The organism is Rhodococcus sp. YH1 (assembly GCF_009939605.1).
Classification (GTDB): domain Bacteria; phylum Actinomycetota; class Actinomycetes; order Mycobacteriales; family Mycobacteriaceae; genus Rhodococcus; species Rhodococcus aetherivorans.
In genome coordinates, this window is the sequence record NZ_WVTE01000207.1 from 24,742 (window position 1) to 45,609 (window position 20,868).

The following is a 20,868-nucleotide window of genomic DNA, read 5'->3' on the forward strand; positions in this document are numbered from 1 at the left end:
CGCGCCTGCGCACACCGCACTCCCGCGGTGGAAGGCGGGACCAGCCCGCAGCTGGGCGGCGTTCCCGCTCGCCGCCTGTAGTGGCGGTTTCTGGGGTCGTGTGGCTTCTTCGGCAGATCGGCACGAGATCTCGTGCCGATCTGCCGCGATGCGCACCTACAGTGGGTGCAGCCACCGCAACCGCGGTCGGAGAAGGCGCCGTGCACACCTTCGAGGATCCGAGGTGAGAGATGACTGCATCCGAAGCCGGTTCCGCGGAATACGTAGTCGAGTCGACCGGCGCCCCCGTGACCGCCCCGGGGTGATTCGGGTGACCACCGCAGAGAACGCCGAGTCCGGCGGCAGCCGGCAGCAGGTCCGGCCGGGTGCCGCCACCGGGACCGTGGTCGCCGTGTTCGGGGCGCTGGCCGCCCTGGCCGGCATCGAGCACGGGGTCGGGGAGATGCTTCAGGGCTCGGGCCCACCGCCGGGGTGGGTGATCCGGTCCTGGCCCGAGCACGCGGCGTTCGAGGCCCTCGGCGGCGAGCCCGCCCTGACCGTGCTCCCCGACCTGCTGGTCTCCGGGGTCGTCACCGTGGTGGTGGCGACCGCGCTGGGTGCCTGGGCGATCGTCGGCGTGCACCGCCGGCACGCAGGGCCGCCGCTGCTCGGGCTGTCGTTGCTGCTGTTGGCCGTGGGCGGCGGGTTCGGGCCGCCCCTGCTGGGCATCGTCTTGGGCTTGGGCGCCGCCTGGCCGGCCGTATCCCCGCAGCACTTCGGCGCAGCCAGGCGCTCCCTGGCACGGATGTGGCCGTGGGCGCTGGGAGCCGGCGTGGTCGGCTACCTGGGATTGGTCCCGGGCACTCTGGTGATGCACGCGGTGTGGGGTTCGACGAGTCCTGCCGGGGTGTACGGGCTGATGGTGCTGGCCTTCGGCGGGGTGATCCTGGCGCTGCCGGCGGCCCGGGCCCGCGACCGGCTCGAGGCCGGGCGCGGCGTCGCGCACGCGCAACCCGGCAGCGGCCACCGCAGCAGGGGCACCCGATGACCTTCCGTGCCCGACCGCACCAGATCGCCCCCGGCGTCCACCTGCTCCGGGCCGGCCGGAGCGCCGCCGCCTCCAACGTCTACCTGATCGCGTCGGGGTCGACGTGGGTGTTGGTGGACGCGGCCTGGGCCGGCAGCGCCGAGACCATCACCGCGGCGGCGGAGTCGCTGTTCGGCACGGGCACGAAGCCGGCGGCGATTCTGCTGACCCACCTCCACCCGGATCACTCCGGGGCCGCCGGGGCCCTGGCCCGGACCTGGGGGGTGCCGGTGTACGTCCACCCCGCTGAGCTGCCGATGGCCCCGGGCCGGTACCTGCCGGAGTACACGATGCCGCTGGACCGGTGGGTGGTGATCCCGCTGATGCGGCTGCTGCCCCGGCGGACTCGGGCCCGGATCGAACAGGCGGGCAGCCTCACGGACGTGGTGCGTCCGCTGGGGCCGGGCGGCGTGGTGCCGGCGCTGCCCGACTGGCAATGGGTGCACACCCCCGGGCACACCCCGGGTCACGTGGCCTACCTGCGACGCAGCGACGGCGTGCTGATCGCCGGGGACGCCGCGGTGACCGTGGACCTGAACTCGGTCCTCGGGACGCTGACCGGCCGGCGGCGGCTCGCCGGACCACCCCGGTACACCACCTGGGACCAGCCGGCGGCGGTGCGGTCCGTCGCTGCCCTGGCGGCGCTGGAGCCGCGGGTGCTCGCTCCCGGGCACGGGCTGCCGCTGGCCACCGCAGCGGCCGAGGCACTGCACCACCTGGCCCGGAAACTGGACCGGCCTCGGGCCGGTCGGCTGCGCCGGGGGCTGCGCACGCTCCGGGTCGCTGTGGCCGCACCCCGGTACGGCGGAGCGGGCCGGTATCGGCCCCCACCGCTGGTGTACGCCCGGCTGCAGTGGCTGGGTCACGCGTTGACCCGGCTGCGGCTCAGCCCGCGATATGTCGTGACGCTCGAGGTTCCCGGGCGCCGCTCCGGTGTCGTGCGCCGGACCAACCTGGTGCTGCTGGACCACGACGGCGAGCAGTACCTGCTGTCGCTGGCCGGGCAGTCCCAGTGGGCCCGCAACGTGGGGGCCGCCGGCGGGCGCGCGGTGCTGGCCCGCGGCCGCCGACGCAGGGCTGTCACGTTGGTCGAGGTGCCGGTCGCCGACCGGGCCGGCCTCCTCCGCGCCTACTTGCTGCGGGGCGGACGGCAACCCGGCAACCGACGGATCGCCCGGGAGGCGGACATGTACTTCGGCCTGGCCGGTGCACCCACCCTGGAAGAGTTGGCGGCTGTGGCACCGCGCTACCCGGTGTTCCGGGTCGCCGACAGCGGACAGCCGGCCCACCAGACGAGAGCACCGCGATGACCGTCACCCGAGGGGCGGCCCCGCCCGGTACTGCGTTCCCCGACATTCGCCCACCTCCGGGGGACCTGGCGGCCCATGGCCGGCTACCGTCGCAGCCTGCTCGACGTCGAGCACCCGCCCTGTGCTCCGCCGGGGGTCGGACCCCCATCGCGGCATACGCCGCCATGCGGGTGCTGTGCGGCATCGCGGCAGTCGTCGCCATCGCCAGGTCGATCACGACCTCGCTCGGATCATGGATCGACCGACCCTCGCCGCGGTGGTGCAGTGACGGCTCCCGGAGATCGGCGCGGTGGTGCACACGGTGACCGAGGCCGGCAGCCTCGACGAGGCGCGCCGCCGCCTCGACCGGACCAGGGGTGCCGTTCAGGTGGCCAGGTCGGCGGCGTGGCGACGGGCCCGCTCGGCCGCCTGCAGCTCGAGCCCGTACAGCAACCCGAAGGTGAACCCGTTCTCCCCAGGTGTGGTCCCGGCCCGGGCACCGAACTCGCGCAGCAGGTCGGTGGCGACGGCGCTGTCCCGATGTTCGCCGAGGACCTGCTGGATGTTCGTGTAGCGGGCGATCTTGCGCTTCGCGCGTGTGCGGCCCAGCAGCGGGGCAGCCAACTCGACGGCGTAGCGGGCCCGCTCGGCGGCCTTGCGGGCCCGACTCGGCGCCGCCTCGTCCTCGTCGGCGGCGGCCCGCACCCGGCTCAGGGCCGTGCGTTCGGCGGTGCGCACCGCCTTCTCGATCACCCGCGCACCGTCCCCATGGTCGATCAGCGGTGGCTGCGTGCGCCAGCGTGCCAGCGCGGCGAGCAGCATGCGATACCGGTCGGAGTCCAGGGCGCGCAGCACCTCGTCGAGGTGGCGGCGCTCGTCGGCGAGCAGATCGGTGTCGAGCCGGGACGCCACCGGGCCCATCACCACTTCCGGCGGCAGTGTCTCGAGCGCGGCGGCCAGCCGGGCGCGCTGCACCTGCCGATCCCGAACATGACCGAGCAGCCCGGAATACCAAGACAATTCGGAATCGAGCCAGGTGCGTTGCGCGGGTTCGAACAGGTCCTGCCACACCCGGAGGGTGCTGCGCAGCCGCCGGATACCGACCCGGGTGGGATGTATCGGGTCCAGACCGCGGCGCAGCCACACGTCCCCCGCGCCGATCGCCTCGATCTGGGCGTCGAGGTAGGCACCGAGCATCCGCCGCGCTGTGGGGGCCTTCCCGGTGGGGGTGTGGGGGCCCGGGGCCGGGTCGGTTGCGGCGAGGGCGTGCTCGAGCTCGCTGCGGTGCGGGGCCGGTGCGGCGCCGGCGCGGGCCAGGGCCGCGGTGACGGCGGTGCGGTGCTTCTTCGTCGCCGCCGTACCGAGGTCGAGGTGGAGCTGGTGCCACTGTTCGACGGTTGCCACCCGGCCGATCACGGTGGCCTGGACTGTCTCGACGATGATCTGCGCGAGCAGCCGGTCCTTGCGGTCGTACCACTCGTGCCGGTGCTCGCCGATGCCGAGGGTGACCGAGCGTCGCAGCGGCCGCCCGCCCGTCAGGCCCGCCACCGCCGCGGTGAGTTCGTCGGGCACGAGGTCGCTGTCGGTGGAGGCGAGGTGCAGTTCGGTACCGAGCGTGCCGCCGGGAACGGCCAGTTCCCAGCCGGGGTCGTCGTCGGGGCCGGGATTTCGGTACCGGAGGACGCTGTCCCAGTGCCGCAGATCGCGGTCGTCGGTGTCGAGGTAGATGCTGTGGCGCTCGGGGCCGGGGTGCTCGACGTGCCGTGCCTTCGGCAGGATGTCCTGCCATCGCGGCAGGTCCCCCCGGGACGACGCGAGATACGTGGTGTGGGCGGGCGCGGACGAGGCCATGACTTCGAGTCTGTCGCATCCGGCCGGGCTTCGGCAGTGAACGCGCCGGGTTCCCGCCGCAGGATGGTCTTCGGCGGTGGGCCAATCGACGGTCGAGGATCTCCGGGAATACGTGCTACATCCGCTCGTCTGGTCACCGACTCGACCCCGGCGGCCGCGGCGACGCTGGCCGCCCTCGGCAGCACCGGGCTGGTGGACTGGCCGGTGCCGGCCGCCGTCGGGGACGGGGCACCGGCCGCGAAACGGCTGATCCCGTACCGGCCCACCACCCGAGTCCAGTCCGGTACCACCACCGCTGCTGCGCCGGCGCGGTCGTCGACGCAGCCGAAGAATGCGGCGACGGTCGCACCGAGGCCCCTGCCGACGCCGGCGACGGACCGGACGGCCCGGCCCGATCCGGCGCGGGTGCGGTCACCGAAGCGTAAACCCCGGGTCGAACGCGCGGTGCAGTATGTGCGCGGAAGCTCTTGGGCCGATCAGGCTTTCACGAATCTGACCGAGGCACAACTGCACGTGCTGAAGTGGTGTCGCGAGATCGCGGGCACACGGATCCACGGCGCCACTGCGGTTGCTGCGGCCCCCTTGACACCGGCGGTGCTCGGAACCGATCCTCGACCTCATTCCGCGACGGTCCCCGTCACAGCTCGAAACGGAGCATGCCATGACAACGCCCCGAGTTCCGGACATGCGCCGGTCGTACCTGCGGGTGCGGGACGTCGACCTGTACTGCGAGGACACCGGCGGTGCGGGCGAGCCGATCCTGTTCCTGCACGGGTTCTTCTTCGACGGGCGAATGTACGAGGCGCAGATCGCGGCGCTGAGGGATCGATACCGTTGCCTCACCCTCGATTTCCGGGGACAGGGCCGCTCCGGGCACGCCCGGAGCGGCTACCAGCTCGAGCAACTGACCGCCGACGTGCTCACCGTGATCCGGCGGCTCGACCTCGCACCCGCGCATCTGGTGGGGCTGTCGATGGGCGGCTTCGTCGGGATGCGCATCGGAGCGCGGGAACCGGACCAGTTGCGCTCGCTGACCCTGCTCAACACCGGCGCAACCCCGCACCCGCCCGCGAAGTACCCGCTGCACCTGGCCCTGACGGCCGTGGCCCGGCTCCTCGGGCCGTCACCTGCCCTCGTGCTGCGCGGCATCGAGAAGGAACTCTACGGCGCACCGTTCCGCACCGACCCCGCCCGGGAACCCGAGCGTCAGGCGTGGCGCAGGCGGTGGGCGCAGGCCGACCGGTCGTCACTGGCGAACACGATGCTCGGCATGATGGTCCGCCCCGACATCCGGGACGAGCTCCCCGCGGTGAGCGTGCCGACGCTGATCGTCGCGGGACAACTGGATGTCGAGATGCCACCGCATCTCTCCCGCGAAATGCACGCGCTGATCCCGGGCTCGCGACTGGTGGAACTCGACGGGGTGGGCCACAGTTCGACGCTGGAAGACCCGGCCCGGGTCACCGGCATCCTGGAGCGTTTTCTCGCCGAGGTCGGCTGACCGAGGAGAACCCCCGGGGTGCGTGGCCGCCGGTCCGACAGGTCCGCCCCTCACCCGGGCGACATCGTCTCGACCTGCGCCTCCTAGATCGGACGGAACCCCGCCCCGGCGCCGCCCCGCGCATCGGCGTCACCGACGACGGCCGTCATGCTCGTGCCGACCTCCGGACCGAGGCAGGCAACGCTGAGATAGCCGTTCACCATGCCCACGAGCGTGGTTCCGACCACCACCGGACCTCCCGAGTCGCCGAGGTCGACGCACGTCTGCGTCCAGGTCTGCCCCGAACCGAACACATCGCCGTAGGCCACCCCGCAGGTATGCCCCGTGGTGCGGCCCTGCTTGCAGACGATGTCCGGGAACTGCGCCGGTCCCCCGATCCCCGTGATCGTCGTGTTTCCCACCCGATTCACGGGCGCCACCTTCGCCGGCTCGAACACGATCACCGCGTAGTCCAAGTCCGCATCGGTGTAGGCGATCGTGCCGACCACACCGGCGTCCGGATCGGCCTCCGAGGCGACCGTGGACCCGGCGTTTCCGCAGTGCCCCGCCGTGAATCCGACCAGCTGGCCCCCGGAATCGGGGCCGATCGTGGTGAGGGTGCAGTAGTTCCGGCCGTCCATGACGATACCGGAACCGCCGCCGAGGACGGCCGGATCGGCGGCCGCTGCAACACCGGTGCCGGCGAGCAGCGACGCGCCGACGGCGAGAACGAGGATGCCGAGTCTCATGGCGGGCCTCTCCCGAAGGTCGAGCGAACGAGTCGGACACGCGCAGGAACGGGAGGGTCGCGCGTACGATCCACCGCCCTCGGGCGCTGTTTCTCGATCATCCGCCGCACCGGGTGCTGTTCGCAGCGTTTTCCGGGACGAGAACACGCGGCGGGGACCGATCCGGGGAAGGGAACGACCGGACCGGCAGATCGGGGACAGCGGTGCGACGGGGGCGCGGGATCGTCGCCGCGATCGCCTCAGGGCGAGACGGGCGGAGGCGGGGTATCGCCGTGGATGACCAGCACCGGGCAGTGTGCGTGCTCGGCGCATGCGGCGCTGACCGAACCGAGCAGCAGGCCGCTGAAGCCGCCGTGCCCCCGGCTTCCCACCACCAGGAACTGCGCGTCGCGGCTCTCGTCGAGCAGGACGCGCGCGGCTCCGCCGCGGCGAACCAGTTCCTGCACGGACACGCCGGGCTCGCTCCCGAGGACCCCGGTGACCGTCTCGTGCAGCATCCCGGACGTTTCCCGCTCCGGATCCCAATCGCTCGGCCAGCCTTCCGCGGCGGCCCAGGGAATCTCCCATGCCGCCACGGCGTCGACCTCGAACCCTGCCGAGCGGGCGACGAATCGTGCCCAGCGCAGTGCCCCCTTCGACGGCTCCGAACCGTCCACTCCGACCACGACGCGGCCGGTCATTCCGTCATCGGTCACGACGACTCCTCTCCTGCCCGGCGCGGTCGGAACGGTCGGCGCCGGGATCCTCGACGCAGGCGGCGCCGAGGGACGGTCGTTCGCCGCCGCATCCGGGTGGTACGGCTTCGTGCGGGCCGGTGCGTGACCGCCCGGGTGAACTCTCGAAGCTTGTGCCGGAAGGAAAGCTGGACTCGACCACCGCGCAGCGGGAGTGCCCTGTACCGACGCGGTGCGTATCGACATCGGAAACGATGCCCATGGACCCAGTCTATGCTCGCGCTCGCCCGCAGGTGCGCATCGGCGTCGACGTACTGCGGAGCGGTTACCAGCCCGCCGATCCGGCGATTCCCTTGAACGGGCCGACGACCGAGCTGGTGATCCAGCCGCCGTAGAACCCGCCGGGTTGCGGGACGACCTCCTCGCCGTCGACGGTGCACCGGTCGACCTGGGCGGCCATCACCGCGACGGCCCCGGCGATCGCGCGGAAGGCGGGGGTGGGATCACGGTAGGTCCATGCCGCTTTCGGCGCGACCCGCGAGTCGGTCACCAGGTCGTAGTAGCCCGCCCTGCCCTTCCACTCGCACCACGACGAGCCCGGCGTCTCCCGAAGCACCCCTTCGGCGAAGGCGTCGGCGGGAAGGTAGTAGGTCGGCGGATGGCTGGTCTCCAGTACCCGCCAGGCGCGCGTGCTCGACGCGATGGTCCGGCCGCCCAGTTCCACGGTGATCGAGCCGGTGAAGGTCTCCACGCGGGGCGGGCGCGGGTAGTCCCACACCGACTCCTGCCCGGCGGCAGGGTCGACGGGTCTCGGACGGGTTGTCACGGCGACCTCCTCGTGGTCACCTCCCCAGGGTACGGGCACGACCGCGGGGCCGGGGCTGTCGGGACCGAGGGTGCCGGGTAACCGAGTTGCGGCCCCTGCGTCCGTGGGCGACGAGTCGGGACCGCAGCAATGCGCGGCTCGTCGGTTCCGAGTCGTCGAGGCCGTCCACGACGCTACCGGCCGATCCCTCCTCGGCCGTGCCGGTGCCCTCCACTCCCGACGGTGTCGGTGGACCGCTCAGAACAGGCGCCGCATGATCTTCAGCGCAGCTTGGGTGTAGGGCGGGTAGTTCATCGCCGGATCCGGGCGGAACGGCTTGACGAGCACCGCCTTGCGGTGACTGAGCGCCTCGAAACCGTAGCGCCCGTGGTACGCCCCCATTCCGCTGGCGCCCACGCCACCGAACGGCAGTTGTGGGGCGAGGACGTGCATGCCGACGTGGTTGACCACCACGCCACCCGCGCTGATTCGCTGCGTGATCTTCTTCTGGGTGTTCAGTGATTTGGAGAACACGTACGCTGCAAGGGGTTTGGGGCGGGCACCGATGAAGTCGAGGGCTGCGTCGACCGAGTCGACGGTGAGGATCGGCAGGATGGGCCCGAAGATCTCGTCCGTCATGACCGGGTCGTCGGGTGCCGGATCGACGATCGCGGTCGGTTCGACGGTGAGAGTGTCACGATCGCACCTGCCGCCGGTGACGATGCGTCCGGTTGTGGACTCCAGATACGCCTCGAGCCGATCGAAGTGACGGTGGTTGACCACCCGCATCCCCGGCTGCGGTTCCTCGCTGCGGAACAGGGCGATCGTGTCGACGATCTTGTCGACGAGCCCGTCGCGGACGGACCGCTCGACCAGTACGTAGTCGGGCGCGATGCAGCTCTGTCCGGAGTTGAGGAGTTTGATCCAGGCGATGCGCCGCGCGGTGACCTCGAGATCGGCGTCCTCGGCGACGATGACCGGAGACTTGCCACCGAGTTCGAGGATCACCGGCGTGAGCTGCGGGGCGGCGGCGGCCATGATCTTGCGGCCCACCTCGGTGCCGCCGGTGTACAGGGCGAGATCGAAACCCTGCGCGAGCAGGCTCTGGGTGAGCTCGGCATCGCCTTCGGCGACCACGACGGCCTCCGGGTCGAGGTACTGCGGAATCAGCCGGGCGAGCAGCGCGGACGTGGCGGGGGCCAGCTCCGACGGTTTGATCACGGCACAGTTTCCGGCGGCCACTGCCGCGACGAGCGGACCGAGCGTCAGATACACCGGGTAGTTCCACGGTGCGATGATCAGGACCACTCCCATCGGCTCGTACTGCACCCAGCCGAGTGCGGGAAACTGGTTGATCGACAAGGACTTCGGTCGAGGAAGCATCCATCGCCGGACCCGCTTGCGGGCGTAGGCGGCTTCGGCCCGGGTGGAAGCGACGTCGCCGAGCCACGCTTCGACCGCGTTTCGGCCCAGGTCCTCCTGCAGGGCGGCCGCAATCTCGGCTTCGCGCTCGTCGGCGAGTTTCTCGATGCCGCGGAGCTGGCGGATGCGCCATCCGGCATCGCGCGTGCGTCCGGTCGCGTAGGCCTTCCGCAGTCGGGTCAGGTGTTCGGTCGATGTGTCGGTGGATGTGACGGTCATGTGGTCCTCCAGGCGGAAGTCGAGGATGGATGTGCGGTCGGCCTGTCGCGGCGGAACGGCGAATGGGCGGACGGCGACACGGGGGGCCGGGGCGAGGTCGACGACGACAGAGCCTCGGGCGCGGGTCGTGGGGATGCGCCGGCGCAAGCGGCACCCGGACGGTGGCCCGAGCCCGCGGCGGCGGGTGGCACCGAATCGGGCGGTGCCGCGCCGACGCGGTGCCCCGACATCCGGAGCGATGCCCATCGCCACAGTCTAGGACCCGCTGGTGCCTGCGGATACGTGTCGGCCGGGTTACGTGTTCAGTGCACGGCAGGAGCCCGACGAGCAACTCGATCGGAAGGCCTCGGAGGTCGCCGAGCGCTCCAGAAGGTATTCGTCCGTGGCGTGCCCACAGTCGTCTCGCACGACGCACCGGTCACGATCGCACGAGCAGATCGCTGTGTCCGGGTGGGGGCGGCGGATACCATCGAGTTCTCGGCGCTGGCACGACGGCTCTCGGATTGGAGCTCGATTATGGCCGATGACGCGAAACTCCTCGACTATCTGAAACGGGTGACCGCAGAGCTCTATCAGGCCCGGGAGAAGCTCCGCGAGGTCGAGGGGGTGAGTCGCGAACCGATCGCCGTCGTCGGGATGGGGTGCCGGTTCCCCGGCGGCGTCCGCTCCCCACAGGATCTGTGGCACCTGGTGGAATCCGGTTCGGAGACCGTCTCCGGGTTCCCCACGGACCGGGGTTGGGAAGCGGCGGATCTCTACGATCCGACGGGCCGGCAGGCCGGCAGGACGTACACGGTGCAAGGTAGCTTTCTCGACGATGCAGCGGGTTTCGACCCGGAGGTCTTCGGAATCTCGCCTCGCGAAGCACTGGCGATGGACCCGCAGCAGCGACTCCTGCTCGAGACGAGCTGGGAGACCTTCGAGCACGCCGGCATCGATCCGCGGTCCGTGCACGGCAGGCAGATCGGCGTCTTCACCGGTCTGTCCGGAATCGACTACTCGGCACGGGCGGGCGGCGCCCCGCCCGAGGAACTCGCGGGCTACTTCATCACCGGCACCGCGATGAGTGTCGCCTCCGGCCGTGTCGCATACAGCTTCGGACTGAACGGACCCGCGATCACCGTCGACACGGCATGCTCGTCGTCCCTGGTTTCCGTCCACCTCGCCATGCAGGCACTGCGCAACGGCGAGTGCGAACTCGCCCTGGCCGGCGGGGCGACCGTCATGTCGACGCCCGCGGTGTTCGTCGAGTTCAGCCGGCAGCGTGGACTGGCCCACGACGGGCGCTGTAAGGCGTTCTCCGCCGCGGCCGACGGTACGGCGTGGGGCGAAGGCGCCGCGATCCTCGCGCTGGAACGCCTGTCCGACGCCGAGCGCAACGACCGCCGGATCCTCGCCGTCGTCCGCGGCAGCGCGGTGAACCAGGACGGCGCCAGCAACGGCCTGACCGCCCCGAGCAAGCAGGCCCAGGAACGGGTGATCCGGCAGGCCCTGACCGACGCCGGACTCGGCCCGGCCGACGTCGACGCGGTCGAAGCCCACGGCACCGGCACCACGCTGGGCGATCCCATCGAGGCGTCCGCCCTGCTGGCCGGCTACGGCCGCGATCGGCCCCCCGACCGGCCGTTGTGGCTCGGCTCGGTGAAGTCGAACCTCGGGCACACCCAGGCAGCCGCCGGAGTGGCCGGAGTGATCAAGATGATCATGGCGATGCGGCACGGTGTGCTGCCGAGAACGCTGCACGTCGACCGCCCCACCCCCCACGTCGACTGGTCCGCCGGATCGGTGTCCCTGCTCACCGAGAACCGGGAATGGCCGGCGACCGACCGGCCCCGCCGGGCGGCGGTCTCCTCGTTCGGCATCAGCGGCACGAACGCCCACGTCGTGCTGGAGCGGCCGACCCCACCGCCGGACGCTGCGCCCACCGACGGGATCGACGGATCGGACGACGTCGTGGCCTGGTTCGTGTCGGGCCACACCGAACCGGCGCTGCGCGCGCAGGCCCACAGGCTGCGGGACTACGTCGCCGACCACCCCGAGCTGACACCCGCCCAGGTGGCCGGCCCGCTGCTGACCTCCCGCGCGACCTTCGACCACCGTGCCGCCGTGCTCGGTACCGACCGGACGGCCCTGCTGTCCGGTCTCGACGCGCTCGGCCGAGGCGCCCCCGACCCCGGTGTGATCACCGGCGTGGCGGTCGAGGCGGGCGACCGGCCGGTGTTCGTCTTTCCCGGGCAGGGCGCGCAGTGGGTGGGCATGGCCACCGAACTGCTGGAGTCCTCCCCGGTGTTCGCCGACAGCCTGCGCGAGTGCGCCGACGCCCTGGCCCCGCACACCGGGTTCGCGCTGCTCGACGTGCTCCGCGACCGCGATCCGGCGGCCCTGGACCGGGCCGACGTCGTGCAACCCGCGCTGTTCGCGGTGATGGTCGGTCTTGCGCGGCTGTGGCACGCACACGGCGTCGAACCGGCGGCCGTGGTCGGGCACTCGCAGGGCGAGATCGCCGCCGCCCACGTCGCCGGCGCGCTGACCCTGCCCGACGCGGCGCTCGTCGTCGCGGCCCGCAGCCGGGTGATCACGGAATCGGCCCGGCGCGGCGGTGGCATGGCGTCGGTGGGTCTGCCGGCGGACGCGGTGCGGCAGCAGATCGAACCCTGGGCCGGGACCGTCGAGGTGGCGGCGATCAACGGTCCGGCCGCCACGGTCGTGTCCGGCCCCGGCGACGCCCTCGAGGTACTGGTCGCGCGGTGGCAGGCCGACGGTGTCCAGGCCCGGCGCATCACCGTCGACTACGCCTCCCACTGCGCGGACGTCTCGGTGCTGCGCAGGCCCATTCTCGACGCTCTCGCCCCGATCACCCCGCAGCGTTCGCGGATCCCGTTCTACTCGACGGTGAGCGGGGACATGATGGACGGCACCGCACTCGACGCCGACTACTGGTACCGGAACCTGCGCCGGCCGGTGCGCTTCGAGGACGCGACGAGATCTCTGGCCCGCGACGGGTATCGGCTGTTCGTCGAGTCGGGGAGCCATCCGGTCCTGACCGTGCCGCTGCAGGAGACCCTGGACGCGGCCGGCATCGCGGGTCGCGCCCTCTGCACCCTCCGGCGCGACCGGGCAGGCCTGCGCCAGTTCACCACCGCCCTCGCCGAGGCACACGTGTCCGGGGCGCACATCGAGTGGGACCGGGTCGGGTGGGCTCGCCGCGACGGTGGGCGGCCGTGGGTGGACCTGCCGACGTATGCCTTCCAGCACCGCCGCTACTGGCTGGACAGTCCCGCGCCGCAGGGTGATGTCACGTCGGCGGGCATGGACACGGGTGGACACCCGATGCTTGCCGCGTCGGTCGAACTCGGTGACGGCCGGGGCGTGGTGTTCACGGGCGTGCTGTCGCCGCGACGTCTTCCGTGGCTGAGCGACCATGCGGTCAGCGGCACCGTCATCCTGCCCGGCACGGCGTTCGTGGAGCTCGCCCTGCACGCGGGGAACCGCGTCGGGTTCGGCCGGCTCGACGAACTCGCCCTTGAGGCACCCGCCAGGATTCCCGCCGAGGGGGACGTCGCCCTACAGGTGAGCGTGCTCGCCGACGGCGACACCGGCCGAGCCACGGTGTCGGTGCACTCGCGGCCGGTGGATGCCGCACAGCAGACTCCGTGGACCCGGCACGCCACCGGCACCCTCACCCCGGGCTCGGAGACCACCGACCTCGCCGAACACCGGTGGCCGCCCGCCGACGTCACGCCGATCGACATCGGAGGGCTCTACGGACTGCTCGACGAGGCCGGCTACGGGTACGGCCCGAGCTTTCGAGGACTCCGGGCGGCGTGGCGCCGCGGTGACGACCTGTACGGCGAAGTGCGGCTGAACGGCGAGGACCCGGCTGCGGCGGTCGCGGGATACGGGATCCACCCGGCGGTGCTCGACGCGGCGCTGCACCTGATCGCGCTCGGAACCGCCGCGACCGGTGCACGCGACCTCCGGCTGCCGTTCGCCTGGGGCACAGTGCAGCTGCACGCGGTGGGCGCAACCGCCCTGCGCGTGCACATCACCCCGATCGGGCCCGACCGCTACCGGATATCCGCGTACGACGCGGCCGGTAAACCGGTGTTGACCGCCGATTCGTTGGCGCTGAGGCCGCTCGGGGATACGCGCGTACCGGCCGCCGGGACCGGCGACAGCCTCTACCGAGTGGCGTGGATGCCCGTCGGTGCCGCCACCACCGCTTCGGCCGACCTGGTGCCGCTCGAGGAGGCGCTCACCGGCGGTGATCACGCAGGTCGCGTGCTGTGGCTGGCTTGCGAACCGGGCGACGGGCCGGACATGCCGACCCGGGTGCACGCCGCCGCGGAGGCGACGTTGCGGGCGGTCCAGTCCTGGCTCCGCGCGGATCACCTGGCCGAGACCCGCCTGCTGGTGACGACCAGGCTCGCGGTGGCGGTCCGCGACGACGACCCGATCGACGTGTCTGCCGCGCCCGCGTGGGGGCTGCTCGGTGCGGTGCAACACGAGCATCCGAACCGCATCACCCTGGTGGACCTGGACGCGGCGGCCCCTGCCCTCGCCCGTCCTGAGGTGCTGGCAACGGCGTTGGCCTGCAACGAACCTCAGCTGGCGATCCGCGACGGTGTACTCCTGGCGCCCATGCTCGCCGCGGTGACGCCGCCCGACGCCGCACCCGAATCGGGCCCGCCGCCCTTCGGCCCGGGCGGCACGGTCGTGATCACCGGTGGCACAGGAACCATCGGCAGACTGATCGCCCGCCACCTCGTAGCGCGATACGGCGTGCGGCGGCTGGTGCTGACCGGCCGACACATGCTCGACGCCGAGAGTGCGGCCGCACTGCGCGCCGATTTCACCGAGTCGGGGGCCGAGGTTAGCGTCGCCGCCTGCGACGTGGCCGATCGGGCAGCGGTGGCCGCTCTGCTGGCCGCCATTCCCGACCTGTCGGGCGTGATCCACGCCGCCGGGGTGCTCGACGATGCCACCGCCGCCACCTTGACGCAGGACCAGCTGCACGCCGTCCTCCGGCCCAAGGCGGACGGTGCCTGGCATCTGCACGAACTCACGCGCGACCGCGAGCTGTCGGCGTTCGTGCTCTTCTCCTCCGCGGCGGGTGTGCTCGGCGGCGCCGGCCAGGCAAACTACGCGGCGGCGAATGTGTTCCTGGACGCACTCGCGCAGCACCGCCGCGTCCGCGGGCTGCCGGCGATCGCCATGGCCTGGGGGTTGTGGGCCCGCCCCAGCGGGATGACGTCCCATCTCGGCGCGGCCGACCTCGACCGGTTGCGGCGCACCGGCATCGACACCATCAGCCCGGAGTCGGGGCTGACCCTGTTCGACGCGGCGCTTGCCGTGAACAGTCCGCTGGTCGTGCCGATACGGCTCGCGACGCGTTCCGCTCGGGTCGACGGTGAGTCGATCCCGCCCATCTTGCGCCGGGTCCTCGGTAGCCGTCATCGTCGCGCCGCTGCCGCCGAGCCGCCCACCGGCCTCGCCGAGGAGTTGCGGGCGCTGAATCCCGGAGAGCGTCACAGTCGGCTGCTGGACCTCGTCACCACCCATGTGGCCGCCGTGCTCGGCCACGACGGAAAAGAAGCGATCGACCCGGAACGGGCTTTCAAGCAACTCGGCTTCGACTCGCTGACCGCCGTGCAACTGCGCAATCAGCTCGCCACCGCCACCGGCGTCACGCTGCCCGCGACGGTGGTGTTCGATCATCCGACCGCGGAGGCGCTCACCCGGGAGCTCGAGGCTCGGCTGATCGGCAGCGCTGCGGCTCCGCAGCCGACCCGACCGACGCGGACTCGCGGGGACGACGAGCTGATCGCGATCGTAGGGATGGCCTGCAGGTACCCGGGCAGGGTGTACTGCCCGGACGACCTGTGGCGACTCGTCCGCGACGGCAACGACGCCGTGGGGCCCTACCCCCGCAACCGAGGCTGGAATCTCGACGACGTCTACCACCCCGACCCCGACCGCAGCGGCACGACGTACATGAGCGAAGGCGGATTCCTCTACGACGCCGACGAATTCGACGCCGCGTTCTTCGGCATCAGCCCGCGCGAGGCGATCGCGATGGACCCGCAGCACCGGCTGCTCCTGGAGAGCGCCTGGGAAGCGTTGGAACAGGCCGGGATCCCACCGAATTCGCCCGGACTCACCGACACCGGGGTGTACGTCGGGCTGATGGGGGGCGACTACGGGTTCTCTCTGATGACTCAGCGCACTGTCGACGCCGAGGGCTATCTGATGACCGGGACCAGCAACAGCGTGGCGTCCGGCCGGATCTCCTACACCCTCGGCTTCACCGGTCCCGCAGTCACCGTCGACACCGCCTGCTCGTCGTCGCTGGTGGCCGTGCATCTCGCGGCGCGGGCGCTGCGCGACGGCGAATGCGCGCTCGCGCTGGCCGGCGGGGCGACGGTGATGGCCACTCCCGGCGTGCTGATCGAGTTCAGCCGCCAGCGGGGGCTCGCCCCGGACGGACGGTGCAAGCCGTTCTCCGACCGGGCAGACGGCACCGGGCTCGCCGAGGGCGCGGGAATGGTGGTGCTGGAGCGACTCGGCGACGCCCGGCGCAACGGCCACCGGGTACTGGCGATCGTCCGCGGATCGGCGGTCAACCAGGACGGGGCCTCCAACGGATTGACCGCCCCGAACGGGCCGTCCCAGGAGCGGGTGATCCGCCGGGCACTCGCCGACGCCGCGCTCGGCCCCGCCGACATCGACGCCGTGGAGGCACACGGCACCGGCACGACGCTCGGTGACCCCATCGAGGCGCAGGCGCTGCTGGCCGCCTACGGGCACGGTCGGGCGGGGCAACCGCTGTGGCTCGGCTCGGTCAAGTCGAACATCGGCCATGCCCAGGCGGCGGCGGGGGTGGCCGGCGTGATCAAGATGGTGATGGCGATGAGGCACGGGGTGCTGCCGCCGAGCCTGCACAGCGACGCCCCGACCCGGCACGTCGATTGGCCCGCCGGCGAGGTCTCCCTGCTCGCCGAACCGGTGGCGTGGCCGGACACCGGACGGCCCCGTCGCGCGGGGGTCTCGTCGTTCGGCATCAGCGGCACGAACGCGCACGTGATCCTCGAGCAGCCACCCGGTGCCGCACCGACCGAGGTGGCGCCCCGATCCGCAACGCCGCTCATCTGGGTGATCTCCGGAAAGACCGGTGATGCGCTGCGTGCGCAGGCCGCCCGGTTGGCCGAGTTCCTCGACAGTGACGAGTTCGTCTCGCAGAGCGGGGACGACGCTCCGGATCTCGCCGACCTCGCATACTCTCTGGCAACCACCCGATCCGGCTTCTCCCACCGCGCCGCGGTGATCGGCGAAACCCGGGCCGACCTACGCGAGGGCCTGGCCCGCATCGTCGCGGGGCGACCGGGCGGCAACGTTGTCGCCGGGACGAGCACCCGCGGCAAGACGGCCTTCATGTTCACCGGCCAGGGTGCGCAACGGATCGGGATGGGGCGCGGCCTCTACGATGCCTACCCGGTGTTCGCGGCGGCCCTGGACGACGTGTGTTCCGCATTCGACGCGCACAGGGAAATTCCGCTGCGGCAGGTGATCTGGGGTGACACCGAGGGGGGTGCCGCGAAACTCGACAGCACCGAATACACCCAACCGGCGCTGTTCGCGGTCGAGGTCGCGCTCTGCCGGCTGCTGTGGGAGTGGGGCATCACCCCCGACTATCTGATCGGCCATTCGATCGGAGAGATCACCGCCGCACACGTCGCGGGGGTGTTCAGCCTGCCCGATGCCGCCGCCCTGGTGGGGGAGCGCGGACGGTTGATGCAGTCGACCGAACCGGGCCGGATGATCGCCGTGCGCGCACGCGCGGGAGATGTCGTGACGCGAATCGATGGCCGGGTCGATCTCGCGGCGGTCAACGGCGCCGAATCGGTGGTCCTCGCGGGCGGCGAACGCGACGTGCACGCGGTCGCCTCCGAACTGTCCGCGGCCGGCATGACGACCACGAGCCTGCGGGTCGAGCGGGCCTTCCATTCCACCCTGATGGAACCCATCCTCGGGCAATTCGCCACCGTCGTGTCGAACCTGACCCCACAGTCGCCGAAGATGCCGGTCGTCTCCAACGTCACCGGGCGCCTCGCGACCGTCGACGAACTCGGGTCGGCGGACTACTGGACCCGGCACATCCGGCAACCGGTGCGATTCCACGACGGCATTCGCGCCCTCGACGAACTCGGCGTCACCCGTTGTGTCGAAGTCGGTCCCGGCGCGGCCCTGGCCACACACGCGGCCGAGATCGTCCCGAACGCGATCGCGACACTGCCCGGACACGGAGACGAGACCCACGAGATCATCGAAGCGGTCGCCGCCGCCTACGTGCAGGGCATCACGATCGACTGGGATCGGGTGCTGCCCGGTCGTCGCCGGGTGGACCTGCCCACCTACGCATTCCAGCGTCGTTCCTTCTGGCCGTCGGCGCCTGCGCGAAATCCCGGCGATCCGACGGAGTTGGGGCTGAGCCCGGCGGATCATCCGCTGCTCGGCGCCGCGGTGACACTCGACGACGACGCGACGTTGTACACCGGACAGCTCTCGCTCGAGCGGGATACCTGGCTCGTGGCACCGCCCGCCGACGACGGCGACCCGCCGTCGACCGATGGCCCGCGGACGGTGTCACCGGCGGTGTTGGTCGAACTCACCTTGCATGTCGCCCGACGAGCCGGTCTCGACCACATCGACGAACTCACCCTGCACCGCCCGCTGATCCTCCCGTCGTCGGGGACGGCATCGATTCGGGTGCTCGTGTCGCCGGCCGGCAACCCCGACACTCGCACCGTCACCATCTCGTCGAACCCGGGGGAGACCGACGGCGCGGACACCTGGATTCCGAACGCCTCGGCGACGATCGACGACGTCGTCGCCGGGGCACCGCCGCGCGTCCCGGGCGACGCCGAGGCCGAAGTGCACCTCGACGAAGGCACCGACACCAGCGGTTTCGGTATCCATCCGCAGCTGCTGCACGCGGCGCTCGAGCCGGTTCTCGGGCGGGACGGCTGGCCGCTGACCTGGTCGGGAATCCGGCTGCACACCGTCGGTGCGGAGGCGGTGTCGGTGCGGTTCGCGCCGAGCGAGGACGGCCGGTATCGCGTCGTCACCACCGGCCCCGGAGGGGGACCGGTGCTGACGGTCGATGCGCTGCGGGTGGTGCCGAGGGCGGTCGCCGCGGACGGGGCAGCCCGTGCGGCGCCCCGGCGACTGCACCGGCTGACCTGGGTTCGGGTGGAGGGTGCCTCATCCGAGCGGCCCCGCGGTCCGGTGGCGGTCCTCGGTGCCGAGGGGGCGGGTGACCGGGGCCTCGGCGCGGCGCTGCCGCGCTATCCCGACGTGGGGGCCCTGCGCACCGCGATGGAGTGCGGGCCGGGCGACGACGATCGGCGTCCGTGGACGGTGCTGGTCGGGTGCCGCACCGAGGGCGAGCACGGTCCGGACGCGACCCACGAACTGTGCGCGCGGGTGCTGCGGCTGCTGCAGGAGTGGCTGGACGAGGACGCTGTCGCCGACAGCCCGCTGGTGATCGTCACCCGCAACGCGATGGTCACCGACGACGGGCAGGACCGGGACGCTCGCGCCGACCTCGCGGCCGCGGCGGTGTGGGGCCTCGTGGGCTCCGCGCAGAACGAGAACCCGGGCCGGTTCCTGCTGATCGACCTCGACGACGAGTCGGACGCCGAGGCCGTGCTCACCTCGGCATCGGCAAGCGGGGAACCGCAATTGGCGGCCCGGCACAACCTCCTGTATGCGCCTCGGTTGCGGCGTATGCGCGCCGTCGACGAGTCGGGATCGCCCCTCGATCCCCGCGGCACCGTTCTCGTCACCGGCGGCACCGGCACGGTCGGATCGTTGGTGGCGCGCCACCTGGTGACCGAGCACGGGGCCCGGAATCTGGTGTTGACCAGCCGCCGCGGACCCGACGCCGAGGGCTGCGGCCGGCTGCGCCGCGAACTCGGCGGCATGGGGGCCGAGGTGAGCATCGTCGCCTGCGACACCTCCGACGAGTCGGCAGTCGCCGGATTACTGGCCCGGATACCGTCCGAGCACCCACTGACGGCGGTGATCCACGCGGCCGGAGTGCTCGACGACGGCACCCTGGCGTCGCTCACCCCCGAACGTCTCGACGCGGTGCTGCGGCCGAAGGTGGACGCAGCCTGGCACCTGCACCGGCTGACCGCGAAATGCGACGTGCGAGCCTTCGTCATGTTCTCGTCGCTCGCCGGCATCCTGGGAGCCCCCGGGCAGGCGAACTACGCGGCCGCGAACATGTTTCTCGACGCTCTCGCCCATCACCGCCGCGCCCTCGGGCGGCCCGCCCTCTCGATCGCGTGGGGGATGTGGGCACCACCGAGCGCCATGACCGACAACCTCGGTGCGATCGATCTCGTCCGGGCACGCCGCAGCGGATTGGTACCGATGACCGCTGCCGACGGGCTGGCGCTCTTCGACAGCGCGTTGACCGCCGGTGCCCCCGCTCTGGCGGCCGCTCGGTTCGACCCCTCCGGTTCGGCCGCCCCCCACGTTCCGGCCCCGATGCGTGGTCTGATCCGGGAATCGCGCCCGCGCGCCGCGGGGTCGGATCCGGTCGGGACCGGATCGACGGCGTCCGGGCCGGCGGAGTGGGCGCAGCGCCTCGCCGACCGGTCGATTCCCGAACAGCGACACCTGATGCTCGACCTGGTACGGGCCGGCGCCGCCGCCGTACTCGGCTACGACGCCTCGGACTCGGTCGACCCGGACCAGGCGTTCAAGGAACTCGGCTTCGACTCGCTGGCGGCTGTTGCGCTCCGCAACCATCTCGGTGCCGTCACCGGGCTGCGGTTGCCGCCGACCATGGTGTTCGACCACCCGAGCCCGCGTGCCGTCGCCGAGTTTCTGCGAGCCGAACTCATTCCGGACCCGGTGTCGGTTGCCCTCGCCGATGTCGACCGGCTTCGGGCGACCATCGCCGAGCTCGGCGAAGACAGCGCGGCGCGGTCGGCGATCGCGCAGCGGTTGGGGAACCTGCTGGCCGAAGTTGCTGCGGCCGACGATACCCATGCCGATCCCGTCGGCAGGATTCGTGCCGCGACCAGCGAGGAGATCCTCGACATGATCGATCGCGGTCTGTGAACCGAAGAGGTGCCGAGCGTTGCGCGCACAGCGTCGGGGTCGGGACCGGCGCTCCGGTACCCGCTTCTCGGATGAAGCCGGGTGCACAAGCCCGAACGAGGCGTCCACGTCGGCCCGGCGGGTGAAGCACACGGTCCGGTCTGCGGCGGAGGGGTGCGGTAAGGGCATGCGACACAGGAG

At 71.9% G+C, this 20,868-nt stretch carries 9 protein-coding genes; 4 read left to right on the plus strand and 5 right to left on the minus strand.

Annotation, left to right across the window (positions count from 1 at the left end):
• Positions 1-310 precede the first annotated feature (310 nt).
• Together AIIKEEIJ_RS14900 and AIIKEEIJ_RS14905 are read left to right on the plus strand one after the other, a co-directional pair.
• Entirely contained in the window at positions 311-1,027 is a 717-nt protein-coding gene (locus AIIKEEIJ_RS14900) for a hypothetical protein (protein ID WP_161995974.1), read from the plus strand.
• Entirely contained in the window at positions 1,024-2,376 is a 1,353-nt protein-coding gene (locus AIIKEEIJ_RS14905) for a nitroreductase/quinone reductase family protein (RefSeq protein WP_161995975.1), read from the plus strand. Before AIIKEEIJ_RS14900 ends, AIIKEEIJ_RS14905 begins: the two co-directional genes overlap by 4 nt.
• 363 nt (positions 2,377-2,739) lie before the next feature.
• Here AIIKEEIJ_RS14905 and AIIKEEIJ_RS14910 read toward each other — a convergent pair whose 3' ends face one another.
• The gene (locus AIIKEEIJ_RS14910) at positions 2,740-4,206 is read right to left on the minus strand and encodes a CHAD domain-containing protein (protein WP_161995976.1); all 1,467 of its coding nucleotides are present in this window, start codon (positions 4,204-4,206) and stop codon (positions 2,740-2,742) included.
• A 661-nt stretch (positions 4,207-4,867) separates the two neighbouring features.
• Between AIIKEEIJ_RS14910 and AIIKEEIJ_RS14915 the strand changes: the two genes are divergently transcribed.
• A complete protein-coding gene (locus AIIKEEIJ_RS14915; protein WP_202917060.1) occupies positions 4,868-5,707 on the plus strand; it encodes an alpha/beta fold hydrolase in 840 nt (279 codons plus the stop codon).
• An 83-nt stretch (positions 5,708-5,790) separates the two neighbouring features.
• Here the strand turns inward: AIIKEEIJ_RS14915 and AIIKEEIJ_RS14920 are convergent, their stop codons facing one another.
• From AIIKEEIJ_RS14920 to AIIKEEIJ_RS14935, 4 genes are all read right to left on the minus strand, one after another.
• On the minus strand, positions 5,791-6,435 hold the full coding sequence (locus AIIKEEIJ_RS14920) for a serine protease (protein ID WP_161995977.1): 645 nt from the start codon (positions 6,433-6,435) through the stop codon (positions 5,791-5,793).
• A gap of 239 nt (positions 6,436-6,674) precedes the next feature.
• Positions 6,675-7,130 carry a universal stress protein gene (locus AIIKEEIJ_RS14925; protein ID WP_080688533.1) on the minus strand — a complete coding sequence of 152 codons (456 nt, stop codon included), beginning with the start codon at positions 7,128-7,130 and terminating at the stop codon, positions 6,675-6,677.
• A gap of 304 nt (positions 7,131-7,434) precedes the next feature.
• Positions 7,435-7,935 (minus strand): DUF427 domain-containing protein, encoded by a 501-nt coding sequence (locus AIIKEEIJ_RS14930; protein ID WP_102799333.1) that lies wholly within the window; start codon positions 7,933-7,935, stop codon positions 7,435-7,437.
• A 237-nt stretch (positions 7,936-8,172) separates the two neighbouring features.
• The gene (locus AIIKEEIJ_RS14935; protein ID WP_161995978.1) at positions 8,173-9,555 is read right to left on the minus strand and encodes an aldehyde dehydrogenase family protein; all 1,383 of its coding nucleotides are present in this window, start codon (positions 9,553-9,555) and stop codon (positions 8,173-8,175) included.
• A gap of 516 nt (positions 9,556-10,071) precedes the next feature.
• Between AIIKEEIJ_RS14935 and AIIKEEIJ_RS14940 the strand changes: the two genes are divergently transcribed.
• Positions 10,072-20,688, plus strand: a complete 10,617-nt coding sequence (locus AIIKEEIJ_RS14940; protein ID WP_161995979.1) for a type I polyketide synthase — start codon at positions 10,072-10,074, stop codon at positions 20,686-20,688.
• Positions 20,689-20,868: the final 180 nt, after the last annotated feature.